Origin of the sequence: Pseudonocardia hierapolitana (genome assembly GCF_007994075.1) — a bacterium.
Taxonomy (GTDB): domain Bacteria; phylum Actinomycetota; class Actinomycetes; order Mycobacteriales; family Pseudonocardiaceae; genus Pseudonocardia; species Pseudonocardia hierapolitana.
The window spans coordinates 5714249-5731482 of sequence record NZ_VIWU01000001.1; the positions used below are offsets into that span (position 1 = coordinate 5714249).

Genomic DNA, 17234 nt, shown 5'->3' on the forward strand with positions numbered 1-17234 from the left:
ACAGATGTTCGACTCGTAGGTCTTTTCGGGTGATCGAGGTGTTCACTATTGTGAACGCGGCTTGAGCGGGAGAACGTGTCCGGCCGGGTAGGTGGCCGGGTGAGAACTGCCGATTCCGTGGTTGCGTTGCCGTGGTGCTCGCCTTGCCTGCCGGGCCTGCGTGCGAGCCCGTCCGGTTGGGGAGCGCGGCAACTAGCGTGTGGTTGCGCTGCGAGGGAGGGGTCGGGACCACAGGCTAGTTGCGTGGGCACCCGGCGGTGACGGTCTCGTCGGGAACCGCCGTGCCCTCCGTTCGGGGACGGCTGTCAACGCGACCACGTCATTCGGTGGTGATGCCAACCGGGCCAACAGGTCGAGGTGACGGCGCGGCGGACGGAATCGTCAGTGCACGGGGCCTGAAGCGGGAGCGATTGCCTGCGTGCCCGAGTCGGGAACGGCGCGCCCACCGGCATGATCACCAGTTAGGCGCATTCTCTATTAGAAGGTCAGTCGGTTCCTACAATGGTGATCAAGGGCAAATGGTCGCTCCCGAAGATCGTTTGACAACCATCTCCCCTTGATCGCTGAAGGTTCCTCGCGTCGATCAGGCAAAAGCCTCTATCCGTCGGAAATGCACTGATCGGGCGGCTCGGCCATGAGCGGGGCGAGGTCGGTGCCCGCAGCGATCTCCTCCGCCTCCCGCCCCCGGCGGAACAGCACTGCGTCCCGGCCGTGCAGCACCGTGGTCACCCCGTCCGCCCGCAGCCAGGCGCCCTCGCGCAGCCCCAGTACCGGCACGTCGTTCTCCTCCAGGAACTCCGCGATGCGCTGGGCGCGGGTCTCGCCCATGTGGGTCGAGTCGGGCGGGGCGTCGAGGTAGTGCGGGTTGATCTGGAAGTCGATCAGCCCGAGCGCCTCGAAGCCGTCGGGCTGGACGATCGGCATGTCGTTCGTGGTCCGGATGGTGGGGCACGCGAGGTTGGTGCCCGCGCTCGCCCCGCCGTAGCGGGCACCGCGCTCGACGGCCGCGCGCAGGGCGGCGAGCAGGCCGCCCCGCTGCAGCGCGCGCAGCAGTCGGAACGTGTTGCCGCCGCCGACGAACACGGCCTCGGTGGCGGCCAGCGCGGCCAGGGGGTCGGGCGCGGTGTGCAGGCCGCGCACGGTCACGCCGGAGCGGGCGAACGCGTCGCCGACGGCCTCGGTGTAGGCGTCGTGGTCGGCGAGGGCGTAGGGCACGAACAGCACCTCGCACTGCCCGTAGAACGAGGTCAGCTCGTCCTGCACGTGCTCGAACCGGCGCCGGCCGTGGTTCGTCGAGTTCGAGAGCAGCAGGAGGTTCACGCTGGGATCCTCCACTTCCTGGTGACAGCGCCAGTGGCCGATGTCACGATTTCCGGCATGACCGCGGAGAGCGAGCGCGTCCGTACCGACGTCGACAAGGCCTTGCTCGGGCACGCCACCTATCGCAGCCTCGGTGAGCAGCGGCTGTCGCCCGCCGAGGAGCGGTTCGAGAAGGGCCGCCGCACCATCGGGCTCTTCCTCGCACCGATCGTCACGATCGTCTTCCTGCTGCTGCCGCTGCCCCTCGAACCGGCGCAGAAGACGCTCGCGGCCGTACTGCTCGGCGTCGTCATCCTCTGGGTCACCGAGGCGGTGCCGATCCCGATCGGCGGTCTCCTCGGCGTGGCGGTGATCGTGTTCCTCCAGGTCGAGCCGGCCGACGACGTGCTCGCGCGGTTCGGCTCGTCCACGGTGTTCACGTTCATCGGGGCGTTCATCCTCGCCCAGGCGATGCTCAAGCACGGCGTGGCGCGGCGGTTCGCGTTCTTCATACTCGCTCTGCCGCGTGTCGGGACCTCTACGGCTGGGGTGATCATCGCGTTCGGCGTCATCACCTGTCTGCTCTCGGCGTTCGTGTCCAACACGGCCACCGTCGCGATGCTGCTGCCCACGGCGCTGGGCATCCTCGCCGTGATCGCCAAGCTGCTGCAGGACCGCGGGCTGGTGGCCATCGACTTCGACCCGCTGCGGCTGCGCGTCGGTGCCGCGATCATGCTGATGCTCGCCTACGGCGCCAGCGTCGGCGGCCTGCTCACGCCGGTCGGCAGCCCGCCCAACCTGATCGGGCGCGGCCTGATCGAGGAGGCCACGGGCCAGCGCATCAGCTTCGCGGCGTGGGTGGGCATGGCGATCCCGATCTGCGTGCTGATGTTCGTGGCGCTCGCGCTGGTACTGCTGCTGCTCAACAAGCCGGAGATCAAGCGGATCGAGGGTGTCGAGGAATACGTGGCGCAGCAGCGCGCCGAGATGGGGCCGCTGTCGCGGGCCGAGAAGAACACCCTGATCGCGTTCGGCATCACCGTCCTGCTGTGGATCTTCCCCGGCATCGTGGCGCTCTTCGCCGGCACCGACTCCGACTTCTACACAGCGGTGTCCGACCGGCTCGACGAGGGCATGGTGGCCGTGCTCGGTGCGTCGCTGCTCTACCTGTTGCCCGTCGACTGGCAGAACCGCGAGTTCACCCTGCGGTGGCGCGACGCCGCCGAGATCGACTGGGGCACGATCGTGCTGTTCGGCACCGGCATCATCTTCGGCGGGCTGCTGTCGTCCACCGGGCTCGCCGAGACGATCGGCAACGGCGTGTCGAGCGCGCTCGGCCTCACCAGCATCATCCCGATCACGATCTTCGCCGCCCTGCTGGCGATCATCGTCTCGGAAACCACGAGCAACACGGCCTCGGCCGCGGTGGTGGTGCCGATCGTCATCCCGGTGGCCGTGGCGGCGGGCGTCAACCCGTTCGTGCCGGCGCTGGCGGCCACGTTCGCGGCGTCGTTCGGCTTCATGCTGCCGGTGTCGACGCCGCAGAACGCCGTGGTCTACGGCTCCGGCGCGGTGCCGATCACCACGATGATCCGGTCCGGGTTCTCGTTCGACATCCTCGGGGCGATCCTCATCATCGTGCTCCTGCCGCTGATGGTCGCTGTGATGGGATTCGGTATGTGACTCGCATTGCCGTGATCCCCGGCGACGGGATCGGAACCGAGGTCATCGAGGCCGCCCGCACCGTGCTCGACGCCGCCTGCGCGCGGCACGGCGTCTCGCTCTCCTACACCGAGTTCGACTGGTCCTGCCAGCGCCACGAACGCGAGGGCGCGATGATGCCCGCCGACGGCATCGAGACGCTGCGCGGGTTCGACGCGATCCTGCTCGGCGCCGTCGGGTGGCCGGGCGTGCCCGACCACGTGTCGCTGTGGGGCCTGCTCATCCCGATCCGGCGCGCGTTCCGGCAGTACGTGAACCTGCGCCCGATCCGGGTGTTCGAGGGCGTGCAGAGCCCGCTGCGGGTCGCCGACGACGTCGACTTCGTGGTCGTCCGCGAGAACAACGAGGGCGAGTACTCCGAGGTCGGTGGCCGGGTGAACCGGGGCTTCCCGGACGAACTCGCCGTCCAGGAGTCGATCTTCACGCGGGTCGGGGTGAGCCGGATCGCCGACTACGCGTTCGAGCTGGCCGCGTCCCGGCGCGGTTACGTCACGTCGGCCACGAAGTCGAACGGGATCGTGCACACGCTCCCGTTCTGGGACGAGGTCGTGGCCGAGCGCGCGGCCCTGCACCCCGACGTGCGCTTCGACAGCGAGCACATCGACGCCCTCGCCGCGAAGTTCGTGCTGCAGCCGCAGCGGTTCGACGTGGTGGTGGGCTCCAACCTGTTCGGCGACATCCTCTCCGACCTCGCCGCCGCCGTCGCCGGCTCGATCGGCATCGCGCCCTCGGGCAACCTGAACCCGGAGAAGGAGTTCCCGTCCATGTTCGAGCCGGTGCACGGCTCGGCGCCGGACATCGCGGGTCAGGGTATCGCCAACCCGGTCGGCGCGGTGTGGTCGGCCGCGATGATGCTGGAGCACCTGGGCCACGCGGCGGCGGCCGCCGACATCCTCCGCGCCATGGAGACCACCCTGGCCAAGCCCGAGACCCGCACGCGCGACCTGGGCGGCACGGCAACCACGACGGAGGCGACCCAGGCCCTGGTGGTGGCCCTGGGCTGACGCCGGAAGTGCAGGAAAGCCACATTCAGGGCCTACAAGGCCCGGAATGTGGCTTTCCTGCACTCACCCGGAGGCGAGGACCTTGCCGGGGTTCAGGATGCCCAGCGGGTCGAAGGCCTCCTTGATCTTGCGGTGCAGGTCCAGGCTCAGGGGGCCCAGCTCCGTCTCCAGCCACTCGCGCTTCAGGACGCCCACGCCGTGTTCGCCGGTGATCGTGCCGCCCAGCGCGAGGCCGAGCTGCATGATCGCGTCGAACGCCTTCTGCGCCCGCTCGACGGCGGCCGGGTCGCCGCGGTCGAAGATCACGGTGGGGTGCATGTTGCCGTCGCCGACGTGGCCGGGGCAGGACACGACGACGTCGTGCTCCTCGGCGATCGCGGTGATGCCGTCGAGCAGCTCCACCAGCCTCGCCCGGGGAACGGCCACGTCGTCGATGAGCGTGGAGCCGAGCTTCTCCACCGCGAAGTGGACGATCCGGCGCGCCTGCATGAGCATCTCCGACTCCGTGGCGTCGGAGGCCACGGCGACGTCGAGTGCGCCCAGCGCGGTGCAGATGGCGCCCATCGCCTCGACGTCCTCGGCCGCGCGGGGTCCGCGGTCGGACTGGGTGAGCAGCAGGGCGCCGGCGCCGGTGGGCAGGCCCATGTCGCGGTAGTCCTGGATGGCGCGCACCGTGACCGCGTCGAGGAACTCGCACAGCGACGGCTGCAGGCCCGCCGCCATGAGCCGCGTGACGGCCGAGAGCGCGTCGGCGGCCGAGGCGAACGCCGCCGCCATGGTGAGAGCGGCCTCGGGTGCGGGCTTCAGCCCCAGCGTGGCCTTCGTGATCACCCCGAGGGTGCCCTCGGACCCGACGATCAGCTTGGTGAGGTCGTAGCCCGCGACACCCTTCGCGGTCCGCCTGCCGGTGCGCAGCAGCTCGCCGGACGCCGTGACGACCTCCAGCCCGCGCACGAAGTCGGCCGTCACCCCGTACTTCACGCAGCACAGCCCGCCGGCGTTGGTGGCGAGGTTGCCGCCGATCGTCGAGAGCTCCCACGACGACGGGTCGGGCGGGTAGTACATGCCCTGCTCCAGCACCGCGCGCGACAGCACGGCGTTGAGCACACCGGGCTCGACCACGGCCACCTGGTCGACCGGGTCGATCTCCAGGATCCGGTCCATCCGGGTCAGGGAGAGCACGATGCCCCGGTCCACGGCGTTGGCGGCACCGGACAGGCCCGACCGCGCACCCTGCGGCACCACCGGCACGCGGTGCGCCGACGCCACCCGCAGCACGTGCTGCACCTGCTCGGTCTCCGTCGGACGGACCACCGCGAGCGGGGCGCCGGCCGCGCAGAAGCTCGCCTCGTCGAAGCGGTAGGCGTCGGTGCTCGCGGAATCGGTGATCAGCGCGTCGGCCGGTAGGCCTGCGGCGAGCTCATCGAGGACCGTCATGTGTCTCCTCCCCGAGACGGGCGTGCGACAGCTCCAGGTGTTCCCGCATCGCCTCCGCCGCAGCCTGCGCATCGCAGGCGAGCACGGCGTCGGCGATCCGCCGGTGCTCGGCCAGTGCCTGCGGGCCGATGCCGCGGTGGTAGTGCTGCCGGTAGATGTGCAGGTGCCAGTTCGTGCGCTGGAACGCCTCCCGCACCTGGTCGCTCCCCGCCAGCTCGGCCAGCAGCAGGTGGAAGCGCGCGTCGTGGGCGGAGAACGCGCGGTACGCGGCGTAGGTTTCGGACTCTGGCGCGTCGGCGGTGGCGAGCTCGGTCTTGAGCCGCGCGCGGCCGTCCGGGGTGGCCCGCTCGGCGGCCGTCGCCGCCGCCCACGGCTCGATGAGGAGCCGGAACCGGTACAGGTCGGCGAGCTGGGCGGGCGTGAGCAGCGGCGTGGTGCGGTAGCCGCGCAACGGCTCCTTCACGACGAGCTGCGCCGACTCCAGCCGGGCGAGGGCCTCGCGGACCGGGGTGGGGGAGACGCCGAGCTCGCGGGCGAGCCCGTCGATGGACACGCGAGCACCCGGCGCGATCGCGTGGTCCATGATCCGCGCCTTGATCGTCTCGTGGACGTCGTCGACCAGCCGCCCTGGCAACATCGGCAAGATCCTATAGGATCCGGGGCGCAGCATTGACGCGACGGACAGGAGCCGGTGGAGCATGGAGATCGTCCGCTACGTCGAGCAGGGGGCAGCGCAGCCGCGTGTGGGAGTACGCCGGGACGGGAAGATCGCCCCGGTCCGCTTCGGCTCGGTCGCCGAGCTCCTGCGCGAACCGCTCGACTCCTTGCGCGCCGGGCTGGAACCCGCCGGGGCGGAGGTGGACGCCGACTCCGTCACCTACCTGCCGCCCGTCGACGGGCGCACCGAGGTGTGGGCGTCCGGGGTCACCTACGAGCGCTCGCGCGAGGGCCGGGTGGAGGAGAGCGTCCAGGCCTCGGTCTACGAGCTGGTCTACGACGCACCGCGCCCCGAGCTCTTCCTCAAGGCGGTGGCCTGGCGGGTGGTCACCGACGGCGAGCCGGTGGGGGTGCGCGCCGACTCCGAGGTCGACGTCCCCGAGCCGGAGCTCGCAGTGGTCGCCAACAGCCGTGGCGAGATCGTCGGCTACACGGTCTGCAACGACATGAGCTCGCGCTCCATCGAGGGCGTGAACCCGCTCTACATCCCGCAGGCGAAGATCTTCAACGGTTCCTGCGCCCTCGCCACGGGTATCCGGCCTGCGTGGGAGGTCGACACCTCCGATCTCGCGATCGCCATGAGGATCGTCCGCGACGGCGCCGTCGTGTTCGAGGGCGAGACGAGCACCGCCCGCCTGCACCGCACGTTGGAGGAGCTGGTGGAGGTGCTGTACGCCCCCAGCGACTTCCCCGACGGCGCGATCCTGTCCACCGGCACGGGAATCGTCCCCGAGCTGAGCTTCTCGCTCACCGACGGCGACCGCGTCGACATCGAGATCGCGCAGGTCGGCACCCTGTCCAACCCCGTCGTACGGGGCCGCGAACCGTTGTCCTGGCTCGTCGACGCCATCGAGCGTCCCGCGGCCAGGAGGAAGGGCCAGCAGTGACCGTCACCGATACCGCTCCCGAGGAGCTCGAGCGCGTACTGGCCGCGGCGGCTCAGGCCGCCGGGCCGCTCGCCGCGCTGCGTCCCGCCGAACGCGCCCGGCTGCTGCGCGCGGCCGCCGACGCCCTCGACGCCGCCGCAGGCGAGCTCGTGCCCATCGCGATCGAGGAGTCGGCGCTTCCGGAAGGCCGGCTCACCGGCGAGGTGGCGCGCTCCAGCGGCCAGCTGCGCCTGTTCGCCGACGCCCTCGAGGAGGGCTCCTACCTCGAGGTGATCCTCGACTCCGCCGACCCGGACGCCAAGCCGGTGCCGCGGCCGGACCTGCGCCGCATGCTCGTGCCGGTGGGCCCGGTGCTGGTGTTCGCCGCGAGCAACTTCCCGTTCGCGTTCAGCGTGCCCGGCGGCGACACCGCCTCGGCGCTCGCCGCGGGCAGCCCGGTCGTCGTCAAGGCCCACCCCGGCCACCCGCGGCTCTCGCAGCGCACCGGCGAGGTGCTGGCCGAGGCGCTGCGCGCGGCCGGTGCCCCCGATGGCACCTTCGCTGTGATCCACGGCATGGAGGCGGGCACGACCGCGCTCACCGACCCGCGCATCAAGGCGGGCGCGTTCACCGGCTCGGTGAAGGGCGGCCTCGCCCTGCTGGAGATCGCCACGCGGCGGGAGGAGCCCATCCCGTTCTACGGCGAGCTGGGCAGCCTCAACCCGGTGTTCGTCACCCCCGCGGCGATCGCCGCCCGCGGCACCGACATCGCAGCGGGCTACGTCGGCTCGTTCACGCTGGGCACCGGCCAGTTCTGCACCAAGCCCGGCCTGCTGTTCCTCCCCGAGGGCCACGGCCTGGAGGAGCGCCTCGTCGAGGCCGTGCGCGCCACCGCGCCCGCCGGCATGCTCAACGACCGCATCCGCGAGGGCCACGCCCACGAGCGCGACCGGCTGGAGGGCCTCGGCCCGCTGCGCACCCTCGTGCACGGGGCGGACGGCGACGCGGGCGTGGCGCCCACGCTGCTCGCCACCACGGCCAAGGAGCTGCTCGCCGACCCGGACCCGATCCTGCAGGAGTGCTTCGGGCCCACGTCGATCGTCGTCGAGTACGCCGACGGCGACGAGATGCTCGCCGCGGCCGAGGCGTTCGGCGGCAACCTCACCGCCACCGTCCAGGCCGAGGACTCCGACGCCGCCACCCTGCCGGCCCTGCTGGACGTGCTGCGCGACCGCGCGGGACGCCTGGTCTACAACGGCTGGCCCACCGGCGTGGCCGTCGCCCACGCGATGCACCACGGCGGCCCGTTCCCGGCCACCACGGCGTCGATCCACACCAGCGTGGGCACCACGGCGATCCGCCGCTTCCTGCGCCCGGTGTGCTACCAGAACACGCCCCAGGCCCTGCTGCCCGAGGCGCTGCGCGACGACAACCCCCTCGGCCTGCCGCGGCGGGTCGACGGCGTCCTGTCCTGATCGATACGAACGGCACCCTCGTCCCGGACGAGGGTGCCGTTCGTGTTTCAGCGCACCGGGGCGCCGGGACCCAGCGGGATGCCGAGGGCCCACCAGGCGAGGAAGAGCAGCGTCCACACCGTCGTCATGGCGATGGCCAGGGGCAACGTGTAGGACGCGAGGGTGCCGATGCCGGCGTCCTTGCGGTAGCGCTGCAGGAAACCCAGCGCCATGACGAAGTACGGGCTCATCGGCGTGATCGCGGTGGAGCCGGAGTCGGCGATCCGGAACAGCGCCTGGGTGGTCTCCGGCGGGACGTCGACCAGCATCAGCATCGGCACGAGCACCGGCGCCGCGATCGACCACATCGCGGAGCCGCTGGTGACCATGACGTTCACCAGGGTGAGCAGGACGAGCACCAGCAGGAACACCACGACGGTCGGGGTGCCCGTGGTGTGCAGCGCATCCGCCGCGACGACGGCGAGCACGTCTCCGACGTGCGTCCAGTCGAAGTAGGCGAGGAACTGCGCGATCGCGAAGAACAGCACCAGCACCGGGGCCATCTGCTTGACGCCCTCGACCATCAGCCTCGGCACGTCGGCCGGCTTCGCGATCGTGCCGACCCGCGCGCCGTAGACGATTCCCACCAGCCCGAACAGGAACGCCACCAGCGCGGCGACGCCCTCGAGCAGCGGTGACTCGACGATGCTGCCGCCCTCCCCGCGCAGCGGGGACGACGCGGGTGACACCACGGCCACCAGCACGATCAGCGCCACCAGCAGCGCGAGCCCGGCCAGCCGCAGCGCCGAACGCTCGCGGGCGCTGAGCTGCAGCTGGGCGATGTCGTCGTCGGGCGCGTCCGGGTCGGCGTCCAGGTCCGGGCGCTTGCTCAGCACCAGCCGGGTGACAGCCGTGATCACCAGGGCGAGCACCACCGACGAGGCGATGTTGAAGTACCAGTTGCTGATCGGCGACACGTAGGCGGCCGGGTCGACGATCTGCGCCGCCGCCGTGGTGATCCCCGCGAAGATCGCGTCGTTCGGGGTGGGCACCGGGCTCGCGTCGTAGCCCGAGGCGATCGCCGTGTACGCGACGACGATGCCGAGGATCGGGGAGCGGCCCACCGCGCGGAAGGCGAGGCCGCCCAGCGGCACCAGGATGATGTAGGCCGCCGCGGAGGCCACGTGCGCCACGGTGCCGGCGAACGCCACGGCGAACACCACGAGCGAGGCCGGCACCCGCGAGACGCCCACCCGCATGACGGCGGCGAGGAAGCCGGTGCGCTCGGCCACCGCCACGCCCATGATCACCACGACGATCGTGGCCATCGGCGGGAACGTCGCGAAGTTGTCGACCATCGTGGAGACGGCCATCGCGAGGCCGTCGCCGGAGAGCAGGTTCCGCACGGTCACGGTCTCGCCGTCGCTCGGCGAGACCACCGACACCCCGGCCGCGGCGAGGCAGGCGCTGACGACGCCGAGGATGGCCGAGAGCGCCCAGAACAGCCAGAACGGGTGCGGCAGCGCGTTCCCGACCCGCTCCACCACGGCCATCGCGCGCACGATGCGCGGCAGCTCCTGCGGGGTCGGTGTGCTCCTGGTCGTGGTCATGACGCCTCCTGGGCGGGAAGCCGGTGGTGGCGCAGGAACTCCCACAGCACCTCGTGCGCCTCGATGGTCTGGGTCGTGTGCCCGCCGCCCGAGTAGCTGTCGGCACCGGGCCAGGTGTGACCGCCCCCGTCGACGGCGACGTGCTCGACCTGGGCGCCCCGCGAGCAGCCGGTCCAGCGGCTGACGGTGACGTCGGGGCCGATCGTCGTGCGCTGCGGTCCCGCGTGGCAGCCGTCCCGCCGTGCCCAGGCCGCCACCCAGTCCTCGATCGCGGGCAGGCCGCGGTCGGTGTCGCCGGTGTAGGGGATGGTGGTGTCGGCGGTGCCGTGGAACTCGATGACGGGCACGGCGCGGGCGGGCGCGCAGGGCGGCTCCCCGGTGCCGTAGAAGGCGCCCGCCACCGGCGCGATCGCGGCGATCCGGTCCGCCGCCCGGCAGGCCAGGATCCCGGTGAACCCGGCGCCGTTCGACTTGCCAGTGGCGTAGACCCGCTGCTCGTCCACGCAGAGGCCGGCCTCGAGGTGGTCGAGCAGGTCGCGGGTGAACGCGACGTCGTCCACGCCCGGTGCGGAGTACGGCGCGCCCTGCCAGGCCTGGCGGTCGCCGTCACCCTGGCCGATCACGCCGTTCGGGTACGCGACGATCGCGGGCAGCGTGGAGAGCTTCGAGAACTCCTCGGTGCCTGCCCCGGTGTTGCCACGGCCGTGGTAGACGAGCACCACCGGCCACGCGCGTCCGGCGTCGTAGTCCGGCGGCAGGTGCAGCTGGTAGGTGCGGTCGCGGCCCCCGCTGCCGATCGCGTGCAGCTCGCTGGTGCCGGGCCGCTGGGCCGGTGTCGTGCCGCAGCCGTCGGAACGGCCGGGTTGCGCGTGGGCGGGCGCGGTGGCGCACAGCGCCGCGACCAGCGTCATCGCGACGGTGGCGGCGCCACGCGCCCACCTGCGGGTGCGGGTCATGGTGTTCCCTTCGGTCGGCGTCCTCGACGGCCGTGGAGCGCTGCATCAGGGCGCGGGGGATCGGCGGCGGAACCGATGGGTGCCGTCGTGATGCGGGATCGATCTGCGTTGTGCGGTCGTGTGGTTGTGCGTGCGGGTCAGGCCTTCAGCCACTCCGTGACGAAGTCGGCGATGCGCGCGACGATCGCGTCGACGAGCGCGGTGCCGTCCGCGGGCGTGGCCCGGCGGGGGTCGCCGAGCACGCCGTTCGCGGAGAGCCGGTCGTAGCGCACGGTCAGGGTGGGGGCGCCGGGCCGGCGGTTGACGGCGCCGAGGGCGTCGAGTTCGGCGAGGCGGGTGGTGCCGGCGGCCAGGCGCTCGCGGTGCACCAGGTGCGGGGCGACGGCGAGCATCTGCGCGGTCTCGGCCTCGCCGCTGTGCCCGTGCACCTCGCTGACCCCCATCCCGGCAACGACATCGGCGGCGAGCGCGGTGAGGGGGGTCCAGGCGAACTGCAGGTCGGGGCGGGTGGTGAGCAGGTCCTGTGCGACCGTCGAGAGCGCGGCGCCGTTGCCGCCGTGGCCGGTGATCACCAGGATCTTGCGCCAGCCGTGCCGGTGCAGGCTGTCGGCGTACTCGCGCAGCACCGCGGCGAAGGTGGTGGTGGTGAGCGTGACGGTGCCGGCGAAGGCCATGTGGTGCGGCGACACGCCGACGGGAACGGGCGGCCCGATCACGGCGGGCCCCGCCAGCACGTCCGCGACGCGCTCGGCGACGTGCTCCGCGCGCACGAGGTCCGTGGCGAGCGGCAGGCCCGGCCCGTGCTGCTCGAACGCCCCGGCGGGGACGATGACGACCGGGCTCGTGACGACCGCGTCCGCCGCCTCCGCCGTGGTCAGCTCGCCGAGCCGCCTGCTGCGCACGCCCGGACTCACGCCCGGACCGCCTCGCGGATGGAGACCAGGTGCTCCTCGGTGAGGCGCTGGGCGAGCGCGGCGTCGCCCGCGCGCACGGCATCGAGGATTCGGACGTGCTCGGCGTGGTCGCGCTCGCGGTCGTCGTAGCGGTGCCGGATCTCGATCTGCTCCCGGACCCGCACGTGCAGCAGGGCCTCGACGGTCTCGCGCAGCAGCGTGTTGCCCGTGGTGGCGGCGAGCGCCGCGTGGAAGTGCACCGCGGGGCGCTGGTCGCCCCGGGGCGGGTGCAGCGCGTTCGTCACGCTGTCCTCGAGCTGCCGCAGCCCGTCCGCGTCGCGGGTGCGGGCAGCGGCGGCGGCGATGGAGGGCTCCAGGACGAGCCGCGCCTCGACGAGCTCCAGCACGGCCGCCGGGGAGGTGCTCGGTCGGTGCGGGTTGGCGAGCAGCCTGCGGTCGATCCCCGCGCCGACGTACGTGCCCGATCCGTGCCGGAACTCCACGGCGCCGGTGGCCTCGAGGCGGCGGAGCGCCTCACGGATGGTGGGCGTGGTGACCTCGAACCGGCGCGCGAGGTCCCGCGAGGACGCCAGCTGGTCACCGGGTTCCAGGTTCTCGGTCCGGATGATCTCGACGATCTCGTCGGCCAGGCGCTCCGACAACGTGTCACCTCTGGTCACCAAGTGACTAAATCACTTAGCAACTTGCCGGGTCAACCCGTCCCTCGCCGTCGGGGCCCGCGGCGCGTACTTTCGACACCGATCTCGTCCCACCCCGGGGACTGCAGCACGTTCCGCAGGAGCCTGCATGACCACGATCGAGCCTCGCTCGACAAAGCCCGTCCTGATGACCGTGGACGACGACCCCGGAGTGAGCCGCGCCGTGGCTCGCGACCTGCGCCGTCGCTACGGCCAGGAGCACCGGATCGTCCGCGCCGAGTCCGGCCGCGACGCGCTCGACGCGCTGCGCGAGCTGACCCTGCGCGGTGAGCCGGTGGCGGCCATCCTCGCCGACTACCGGATGCCGGAGATGAACGGCATCGAGTTCCTCGAGCAGGCCATGGACATCGCCCCGCACGCGCGCCGGGCCCTGCTCACCGCCTACGCCGACACCGACGCGGCGATCCAGGCGATCAACCTGGTCGACGTCGACCACTACCTGCTCAAGCCGTGGGACCCGCCGGAGGAGAAGCTCTACCCGGTCGTCGACGCGCTGGTCGAGACGTGGCGGGCGGTGGGGCAGCGGCCGATCGACGAGATCCGCATCGTCGGTCACCGCTGGTCGGCGGAGTGCTTCTCGGCCCGCGACTTCCTCGCCCGCAACTCCGTGCCCTACCGCTACTACTCGATCGACGAGCCGGAGGGCGCGCGGCTGCTGGAGGCGGCAGGCGCCGGGCCGGAGGACGTGCCGGTGCTGATCACCACCGACGGCACGGCGCTGCGCTCGCCCACCGACGCCGAGATCGCCGCGGCCTGCGGGCTGACCACCGACCCGGTGTCGGAATTCTACGACCTGATCGTCATCGGCGGCGGTCCCGCCGGGCTCGGCTCGGCGGTGTACGGCGCCTCGGAGGGGCTGCGCACGGTGCTCGTCGAGCGCCACGCCACCGGCGGCCAGGCCGGGCAGAGCTCCCGCATCGAGAACTACCTGGGCTTCCCCGACGGGGTGTCGGGCGCGCAGCTCACCGACCGGGCGCGGCGGCAGGCCGCGAAGTTCGGCGCCGAGGTGCTCACCGCCCGCGACGTCGTCTCGCTGGAGGCCCGCGGTTCGGCCCGCGTCGTGCGGTTCGGCGACGGCAGCGAGATCGCCGCGCACGCGGTGGTGCTCGCCACCGGCGTCTCCTACCGCACCCTGGACGCCCCCGGTGTCACCGAGCTCACCGGCCGCGGGGTGTTCTACGGCTCGGCGGCCACCGAGGCGCCCGCCTGCCGCGGCGAGGACGTCTACATCGTCGGCGGCGCCAACTCGGCGGGTCAGGCGGCGGTGTTCTTCAGCCGGCACGCCGCCACCGTCACGCTGGTGGTGCGCGGGCCGAACCTGGAGGCGTCGATGTCGACGTACCTGATCAAGCAGATCGAGGGCATCGACAACATCTTCGTGCGCACCGGCTGCCAGGTCGTGGAGGCCCACGGCGACGACCACCTGCAGTCGCTCACCCTCTGCCAGGGCGACTCGACCGAGTCGGTCAAGGCGGGCTCGATGTTCGTGTTCATCGGCGCCGCGCCACGCACCGAGTGGCTCGACGGGTTCGTCCAGCGGGACGCCCGCGGCTTCATCCCCACCGGTCCGGACCTCGTCGTCGACGGGAAGCGGCCCCCGGGGTGGACACTGGACCGTGACCCCTACCACCTGGAGGCGAGTGTGCCCGGAGTGTTCGTGGCAGGAGACGTGCGGTCCGACTCCGTGAAGCGGGTCGCGTCCGCGGTCGGGGAGGGCGCCATGGCCGTGACGCTCGTGCACCGTTACCTGGCGGATCAGTGACCAGCCCCGAGGTGGCGGCGCACCTGACGCCGGACGAGCTGCGCACCCTGTTCCTGTTCGCCGACCTCACCGAGGAGCAGTTGGCCTGGGTGTCCGAGCACGGCGACGTGATCGCGGTGCCTGCGGGCGAGAACATCGTGGTGGAAGGCGAGCCCGCCGACTGCTTCCACGTGCTGCTGTCGGGCACGATCGCGATGAGCAGGTTGGTCGGCGGCGACAACGTCGAGACGACGCGCACCGACCAGCGCGGCGTGTACTTCGGCGCCGTCCAGTTCTACGTGGAGGACGAGACCACCGAGGAGTACCCGGCGTCCGTGCGTGCGATCACGGACTGCACGGCGCTCGCGCTGCCGAAGGGGCCGTTCGCCGCGGAGTTCACCCGCTGGTACCCGATGGCGGTGCACCTGCTCGAAGGCCTGCGGCTGGGCATGAAGCGGGGCAACCACGTGCTCGCGGAGCGGGAGCGGCTGCTCGCGCTCGGCCGGCTCTCCGCGGGGCTCACCCACGAGCTGAACAACCCGGCGGCCGCCGCCGGCCGCGCGGCCGATGCGCTGCGCGACAAGGTGGCCGGCATGCGGGCCAAGCTCGCCATGATCGCCGACGGGAAGATCGCGGGCGACCAGCTGAAGAAGCTGGTGATGGCGCAGGACGAGTTCGTCAAGAAGGTCCGCCACGCGCCCGCGCTCTCGCCCCTGGAGGCCACCGACCGCGAGGACGAGCTCGGCGAGTGGCTCGACGACCGCGGCATCGACGGCAGCTGGGACCTCGCCCCGGTGTTCGTGGCGGGCGGGCTCGGCGTCGAGGACCTGGACGCGGTCGAGGTGGCGGCCAACGAGACCACGCTCGAGGGCGCGATCCGCTGGCTCGCCTACACCGTGGAGACCGAGAGCCTGCTGCGCGAGATCCTCGACGCCACCACGCGGATCTCCGACCTGGTGCTCGCCGCGAAGCAGTACTCGCAGCTCGACCGGGCGCCGCACCGCTTCATCGACGTGCACGAGGGCCTCGACGCCACGCTGGTGATGTTCGGGCGCAAGCTGGGGGAGGAGGCCGGCATCGGGATCGTCAAGGAGTACGACCGCACGCTGCCGCTGATCCCGGCCTACCCGGCCGAGCTCAACCAGGCGTGGACCAACATCATCGACAACGCGCTCGACGCCATGGACGGGAAGGGGACGCTGACCGTCCGCACCGGTCGCGTCGACGAGTGCGTGTTCGTGGAGATCGGCGACACCGGGCCGGGCATCCCGGCCGACGTCCGGCAGAAGATCTTCGACCCGTTCTTCACCACGAAGCCCGTGGGGCGGGGCACGGGCCTCGGGTTGGACGTGACGTTCCGGGTGATCGTCAACCGGCACCGCGGCGACATCTCCGTCACCTCGGAGCCGGGTGACACCCGGTTCCGGGTGCGGCTGCCGATCACCGAGGAGACCAGCGCGTGACCATGCAGATCCCGCTCGCGTCGGCCGGTGCGCTCCTCGCGGCCGACGCGGGACGGGCGGTCGAGTTGCGGCTGGGTCCGCACAGCGTCACCGCCGACCACGCCGTCTCCGGTGCGGGCGCCGGTCCCACCCCGCTCGAGCTCATGACGGGCGCGCTCGCGGCGTGCAGTGCGATGTCGGCACGCACCCACCTGGAGCGCGACGGCGACCCGGGCGACATCGAGGTGGTCGTCACCCTGGACGCAGGCCCGCCCACCCTGCTCTACCGGCGGGTGCTGCTGGGTTTCCGGCTCGACCGGGAAGAGGCCCACCGGCTGGCCGACGCGCTCGAGCGCACCGAGGTGACGATGATGCTCAGGCCCGCGTTCGCCATTCGCACGCAGATCGAGCACGCCGGAGAGCCCCTCGTCTGAGTTCAGAGCGAGGTGAACACGTACAGCAGTGCGCGATCGAACTCCGGGTCGCTTGCCAGCACCGAGACGGTCCCGCCGTCGTCGAGGAACTCGCCGTACGTGTTCGGCTGCGACGCCGACCGGAACGGCCCGGCCACCGCGGGGTCGTACGGGGCGTCGTTCAGCCGCTCGACGACGTCCGCCGCGTCCCGCTCGAAGTCACCCGACCACCCGTCCGGTGCGACGGCGAGGAGGAGGCCCCGGTGGTCGGCAGGGGCGCCGGCGGCGACCACCTCGACGTACGCGGTCGACTCCGGCCCGAGGAACACGTCGACGTCCGTCGGTTCGACCTGCGCGGCCTCGAGGGCCTGCGCGAACGTGACGTCGCCGAGCGCGCCGAGATCGTGGCCCAGCCACTTCATGGGCGGGTTCACGTCGTCGGAGAGCAACGTGATCGCGAACCACTCGAGGCCGGAGTCTTCGAAGAGCGCCCGGACCGCCACGAACTCCGACTGGTAGAGGTTCATCGTGAGGGTCCGGCCCGCGGCCTCGGTGGGACAGGGGATCTCCTTGCACAGGTCGATCGACCGCCGGGCGGTGCCGAGCCGCTCCGCGAGGTACTGCGGGGTGACACCCAGTTCGATCTGCTCCAGGTGCTCGTAGTCCTGCTGGTGCGGGTTCACCACACCCGTGACCGCGCCGGTGACGCGGCCGAACACGTCGCTCACCGTGCCGAAGAACACGAGCACGGCCACGACGGTGGTGGCGATGAGCACGACGGGATGGCGTTTCGCGCTGTCGATGGCCCGGGCGACGGGGTGCTGGCGAGCGGGTCCTCCTGGCTCGGGTTCGGGCATCTCACCAGTCCCCCCAGCGATCCTTGATCGTCGGCTTGCTCGACCCACTATGGCAGCCGATGCTGCGACGGTCGAGCCCGCCGCGCGCCGAGGTGCGGGAATTC

Annotated in this window: 15 protein-coding genes; 7 read left to right on the plus strand and 8 right to left on the minus strand. The window is 72.0% G+C overall.

The window, feature by feature from the left end:
• Positions 1–597: 597 nt before the first annotated feature.
• Entirely contained in the window at positions 598–1320 is a 723-nt protein-coding gene (gene pepE, locus FHX44_RS27210; protein ID WP_147258403.1) for a dipeptidase PepE, read from the minus strand.
• 57 nt (positions 1321–1377) lie between these two features.
• Here pepE and FHX44_RS27215 point away from each other — a divergent pair, with 57 nt between their 5' ends.
• Both FHX44_RS27215 and FHX44_RS27220 read left to right on the plus strand, forming a co-directional pair.
• On the plus strand, positions 1378–2982 hold the full coding sequence (locus FHX44_RS27215) for an SLC13 family permease (RefSeq protein ID WP_147258404.1): 1605 nt from the start codon (positions 1378–1380) through the stop codon (positions 2980–2982).
• Positions 2979–4025 (plus strand): tartrate dehydrogenase, encoded by a 1047-nt coding sequence (locus FHX44_RS27220; protein WP_147258405.1) that lies wholly within the window; start codon positions 2979–2981, stop codon positions 4023–4025. The genes FHX44_RS27215 and FHX44_RS27220 overlap by 4 nt, the downstream gene beginning before the upstream one ends.
• 63 nt (positions 4026–4088) lie before the next feature.
• Here FHX44_RS27220 and FHX44_RS27225 read toward each other — a convergent pair whose 3' ends face one another.
• Together FHX44_RS27225 and FHX44_RS27230 are read right to left on the minus strand one after the other, a co-directional pair.
• Positions 4089–5462 carry an FAD-binding oxidoreductase gene (locus FHX44_RS27225; RefSeq protein WP_147258406.1) on the minus strand — a complete coding sequence of 458 codons (1374 nt, stop codon included), beginning with the start codon at positions 5460–5462 and terminating at the stop codon, positions 4089–4091.
• The gene (locus FHX44_RS27230; RefSeq protein ID WP_147258407.1) at positions 5446–6099 is read right to left on the minus strand and encodes a GntR family transcriptional regulator; all 654 of its coding nucleotides are present in this window, start codon (positions 6097–6099) and stop codon (positions 5446–5448) included. Before FHX44_RS27230 ends, FHX44_RS27225 begins: the two co-directional genes overlap by 17 nt.
• A 61-nt stretch (positions 6100–6160) precedes the next feature.
• Here FHX44_RS27230 and FHX44_RS27235 point away from each other — a divergent pair, with 61 nt between their 5' ends.
• Together FHX44_RS27235 and FHX44_RS27240 are read left to right on the plus strand one after the other, a co-directional pair.
• On the plus strand, positions 6161–7066 hold the full coding sequence (locus tag FHX44_RS27235; protein WP_147258408.1) for a fumarylacetoacetate hydrolase family protein: 906 nt from the start codon (positions 6161–6163) through the stop codon (positions 7064–7066).
• Positions 7063–8520 (plus strand): aldehyde dehydrogenase (NADP(+)), encoded by a 1458-nt coding sequence (locus tag FHX44_RS27240; protein ID WP_147258409.1) that lies wholly within the window; start codon positions 7063–7065, stop codon positions 8518–8520. Before FHX44_RS27235 ends, FHX44_RS27240 begins: the two co-directional genes overlap by 4 nt.
• Positions 8521–8567: 47 nt before the next feature.
• Here FHX44_RS27240 and FHX44_RS27245 read toward each other — a convergent pair whose 3' ends face one another.
• The 4 genes from FHX44_RS27245 to FHX44_RS27260 form a co-directional block, all read right to left on the minus strand.
• Positions 8568–10109, minus strand: a complete 1542-nt coding sequence (locus FHX44_RS27245; RefSeq protein ID WP_147258410.1) for an AbgT family transporter — start codon at positions 10107–10109, stop codon at positions 8568–8570.
• Positions 10106–11065: a CE1 family esterase gene (locus FHX44_RS27250; protein ID WP_246170608.1), complete on the minus strand. Its 960-nt coding sequence runs from the start codon at positions 11063–11065 to the stop codon at positions 10106–10108. The genes FHX44_RS27245 and FHX44_RS27250 overlap by 4 nt, the downstream gene beginning before the upstream one ends.
• Before the next feature lie 137 nt (positions 11066–11202).
• Positions 11203–11979, minus strand: a complete 777-nt coding sequence (locus FHX44_RS27255) for a creatininase family protein (protein ID WP_246170609.1) — start codon at positions 11977–11979, stop codon at positions 11203–11205.
• Positions 11976–12620: a FadR/GntR family transcriptional regulator gene (locus FHX44_RS27260; protein ID WP_246170610.1), complete on the minus strand. Its 645-nt coding sequence runs from the start codon at positions 12618–12620 to the stop codon at positions 11976–11978. Before FHX44_RS27260 ends, FHX44_RS27255 begins: the two co-directional genes overlap by 4 nt.
• Before the next feature lie 145 nt (positions 12621–12765).
• On the opposite strand from FHX44_RS27260, the gene FHX44_RS27265 reads away from it, so the two are divergent.
• The 3 genes from FHX44_RS27265 to FHX44_RS27275 are packed head-to-tail and all read left to right on the plus strand — an operon-like array spanning position 12766 to position 16294.
• Entirely contained in the window at positions 12766–14439 is a 1674-nt protein-coding gene (locus FHX44_RS27265; protein ID WP_147258412.1) for an FAD-dependent oxidoreductase, read from the plus strand.
• Positions 14436–15881 (plus strand): ATP-binding protein, encoded by a 1446-nt coding sequence (locus FHX44_RS27270; RefSeq protein ID WP_147258413.1) that lies wholly within the window; start codon positions 14436–14438, stop codon positions 15879–15881. The genes FHX44_RS27265 and FHX44_RS27270 overlap by 4 nt, the downstream gene beginning before the upstream one ends.
• Positions 15882–15883: 2 nt before the next feature.
• Positions 15884–16294: an OsmC family protein gene (locus FHX44_RS27275; protein WP_246171007.1), complete on the plus strand. Its 411-nt coding sequence runs from the start codon at positions 15884–15886 to the stop codon at positions 16292–16294.
• Between the two features lie 2 nt (positions 16295–16296).
• Here FHX44_RS27275 and FHX44_RS27280 read toward each other — a convergent pair whose 3' ends face one another.
• Positions 16297–17130: an ETEC_3214 domain-containing protein gene (locus tag FHX44_RS27280; RefSeq protein WP_147258415.1), complete on the minus strand. Its 834-nt coding sequence runs from the start codon at positions 17128–17130 to the stop codon at positions 16297–16299.
• Positions 17131–17234 lie beyond the last annotated feature (104 nt).

Excerpts from the sequence above, each read along its gene's own strand:
- FHX44_RS27215 (WP_147258404.1), top strand. The coding sequence starts at position 1,378 with ATGACCGCGGAGAGCGAGCGCGTCCGTACCGACGTCGACAAGGCCTTG.
- FHX44_RS27225 (WP_147258406.1), bottom strand. The coding sequence starts at position 5,462 with ATGACGGTCCTCGATGAGCTCGCCGCAGGCCTACCGGCCGACGCGCTG.
- FHX44_RS27230 (WP_147258407.1), bottom strand. The coding sequence starts at position 6,099 with ATGTTGCCAGGGCGGCTGGTCGACGACGTCCACGAGACGATCAAGGCG.
- FHX44_RS27235 (WP_147258408.1), top strand. The coding sequence starts at position 6,161 with ATGGAGATCGTCCGCTACGTCGAGCAGGGGGCAGCGCAGCCGCGTGTG.
- FHX44_RS27245 (WP_147258410.1), bottom strand. The coding sequence starts at position 10,109 with ATGACCACGACCAGGAGCACACCGACCCCGCAGGAGCTGCCGCGCATC.
- FHX44_RS27250 (WP_246170608.1), bottom strand. The coding sequence starts at position 11,065 with ATGACCCGCACCCGCAGGTGGGCGCGTGGCGCCGCCACCGTCGCGATG.
- FHX44_RS27265 (WP_147258412.1), top strand. The coding sequence starts at position 12,766 with ATGACCACGATCGAGCCTCGCTCGACAAAGCCCGTCCTGATGACCGTG.
- FHX44_RS27275 (WP_246171007.1), top strand. The coding sequence starts at position 15,884 with ATGCAGATCCCGCTCGCGTCGGCCGGTGCGCTCCTCGCGGCCGACGCG.
- FHX44_RS27280 (WP_147258415.1), bottom strand. The coding sequence starts at position 17,130 with ATGCCCGAACCCGAGCCAGGAGGACCCGCTCGCCAGCACCCCGTCGCC.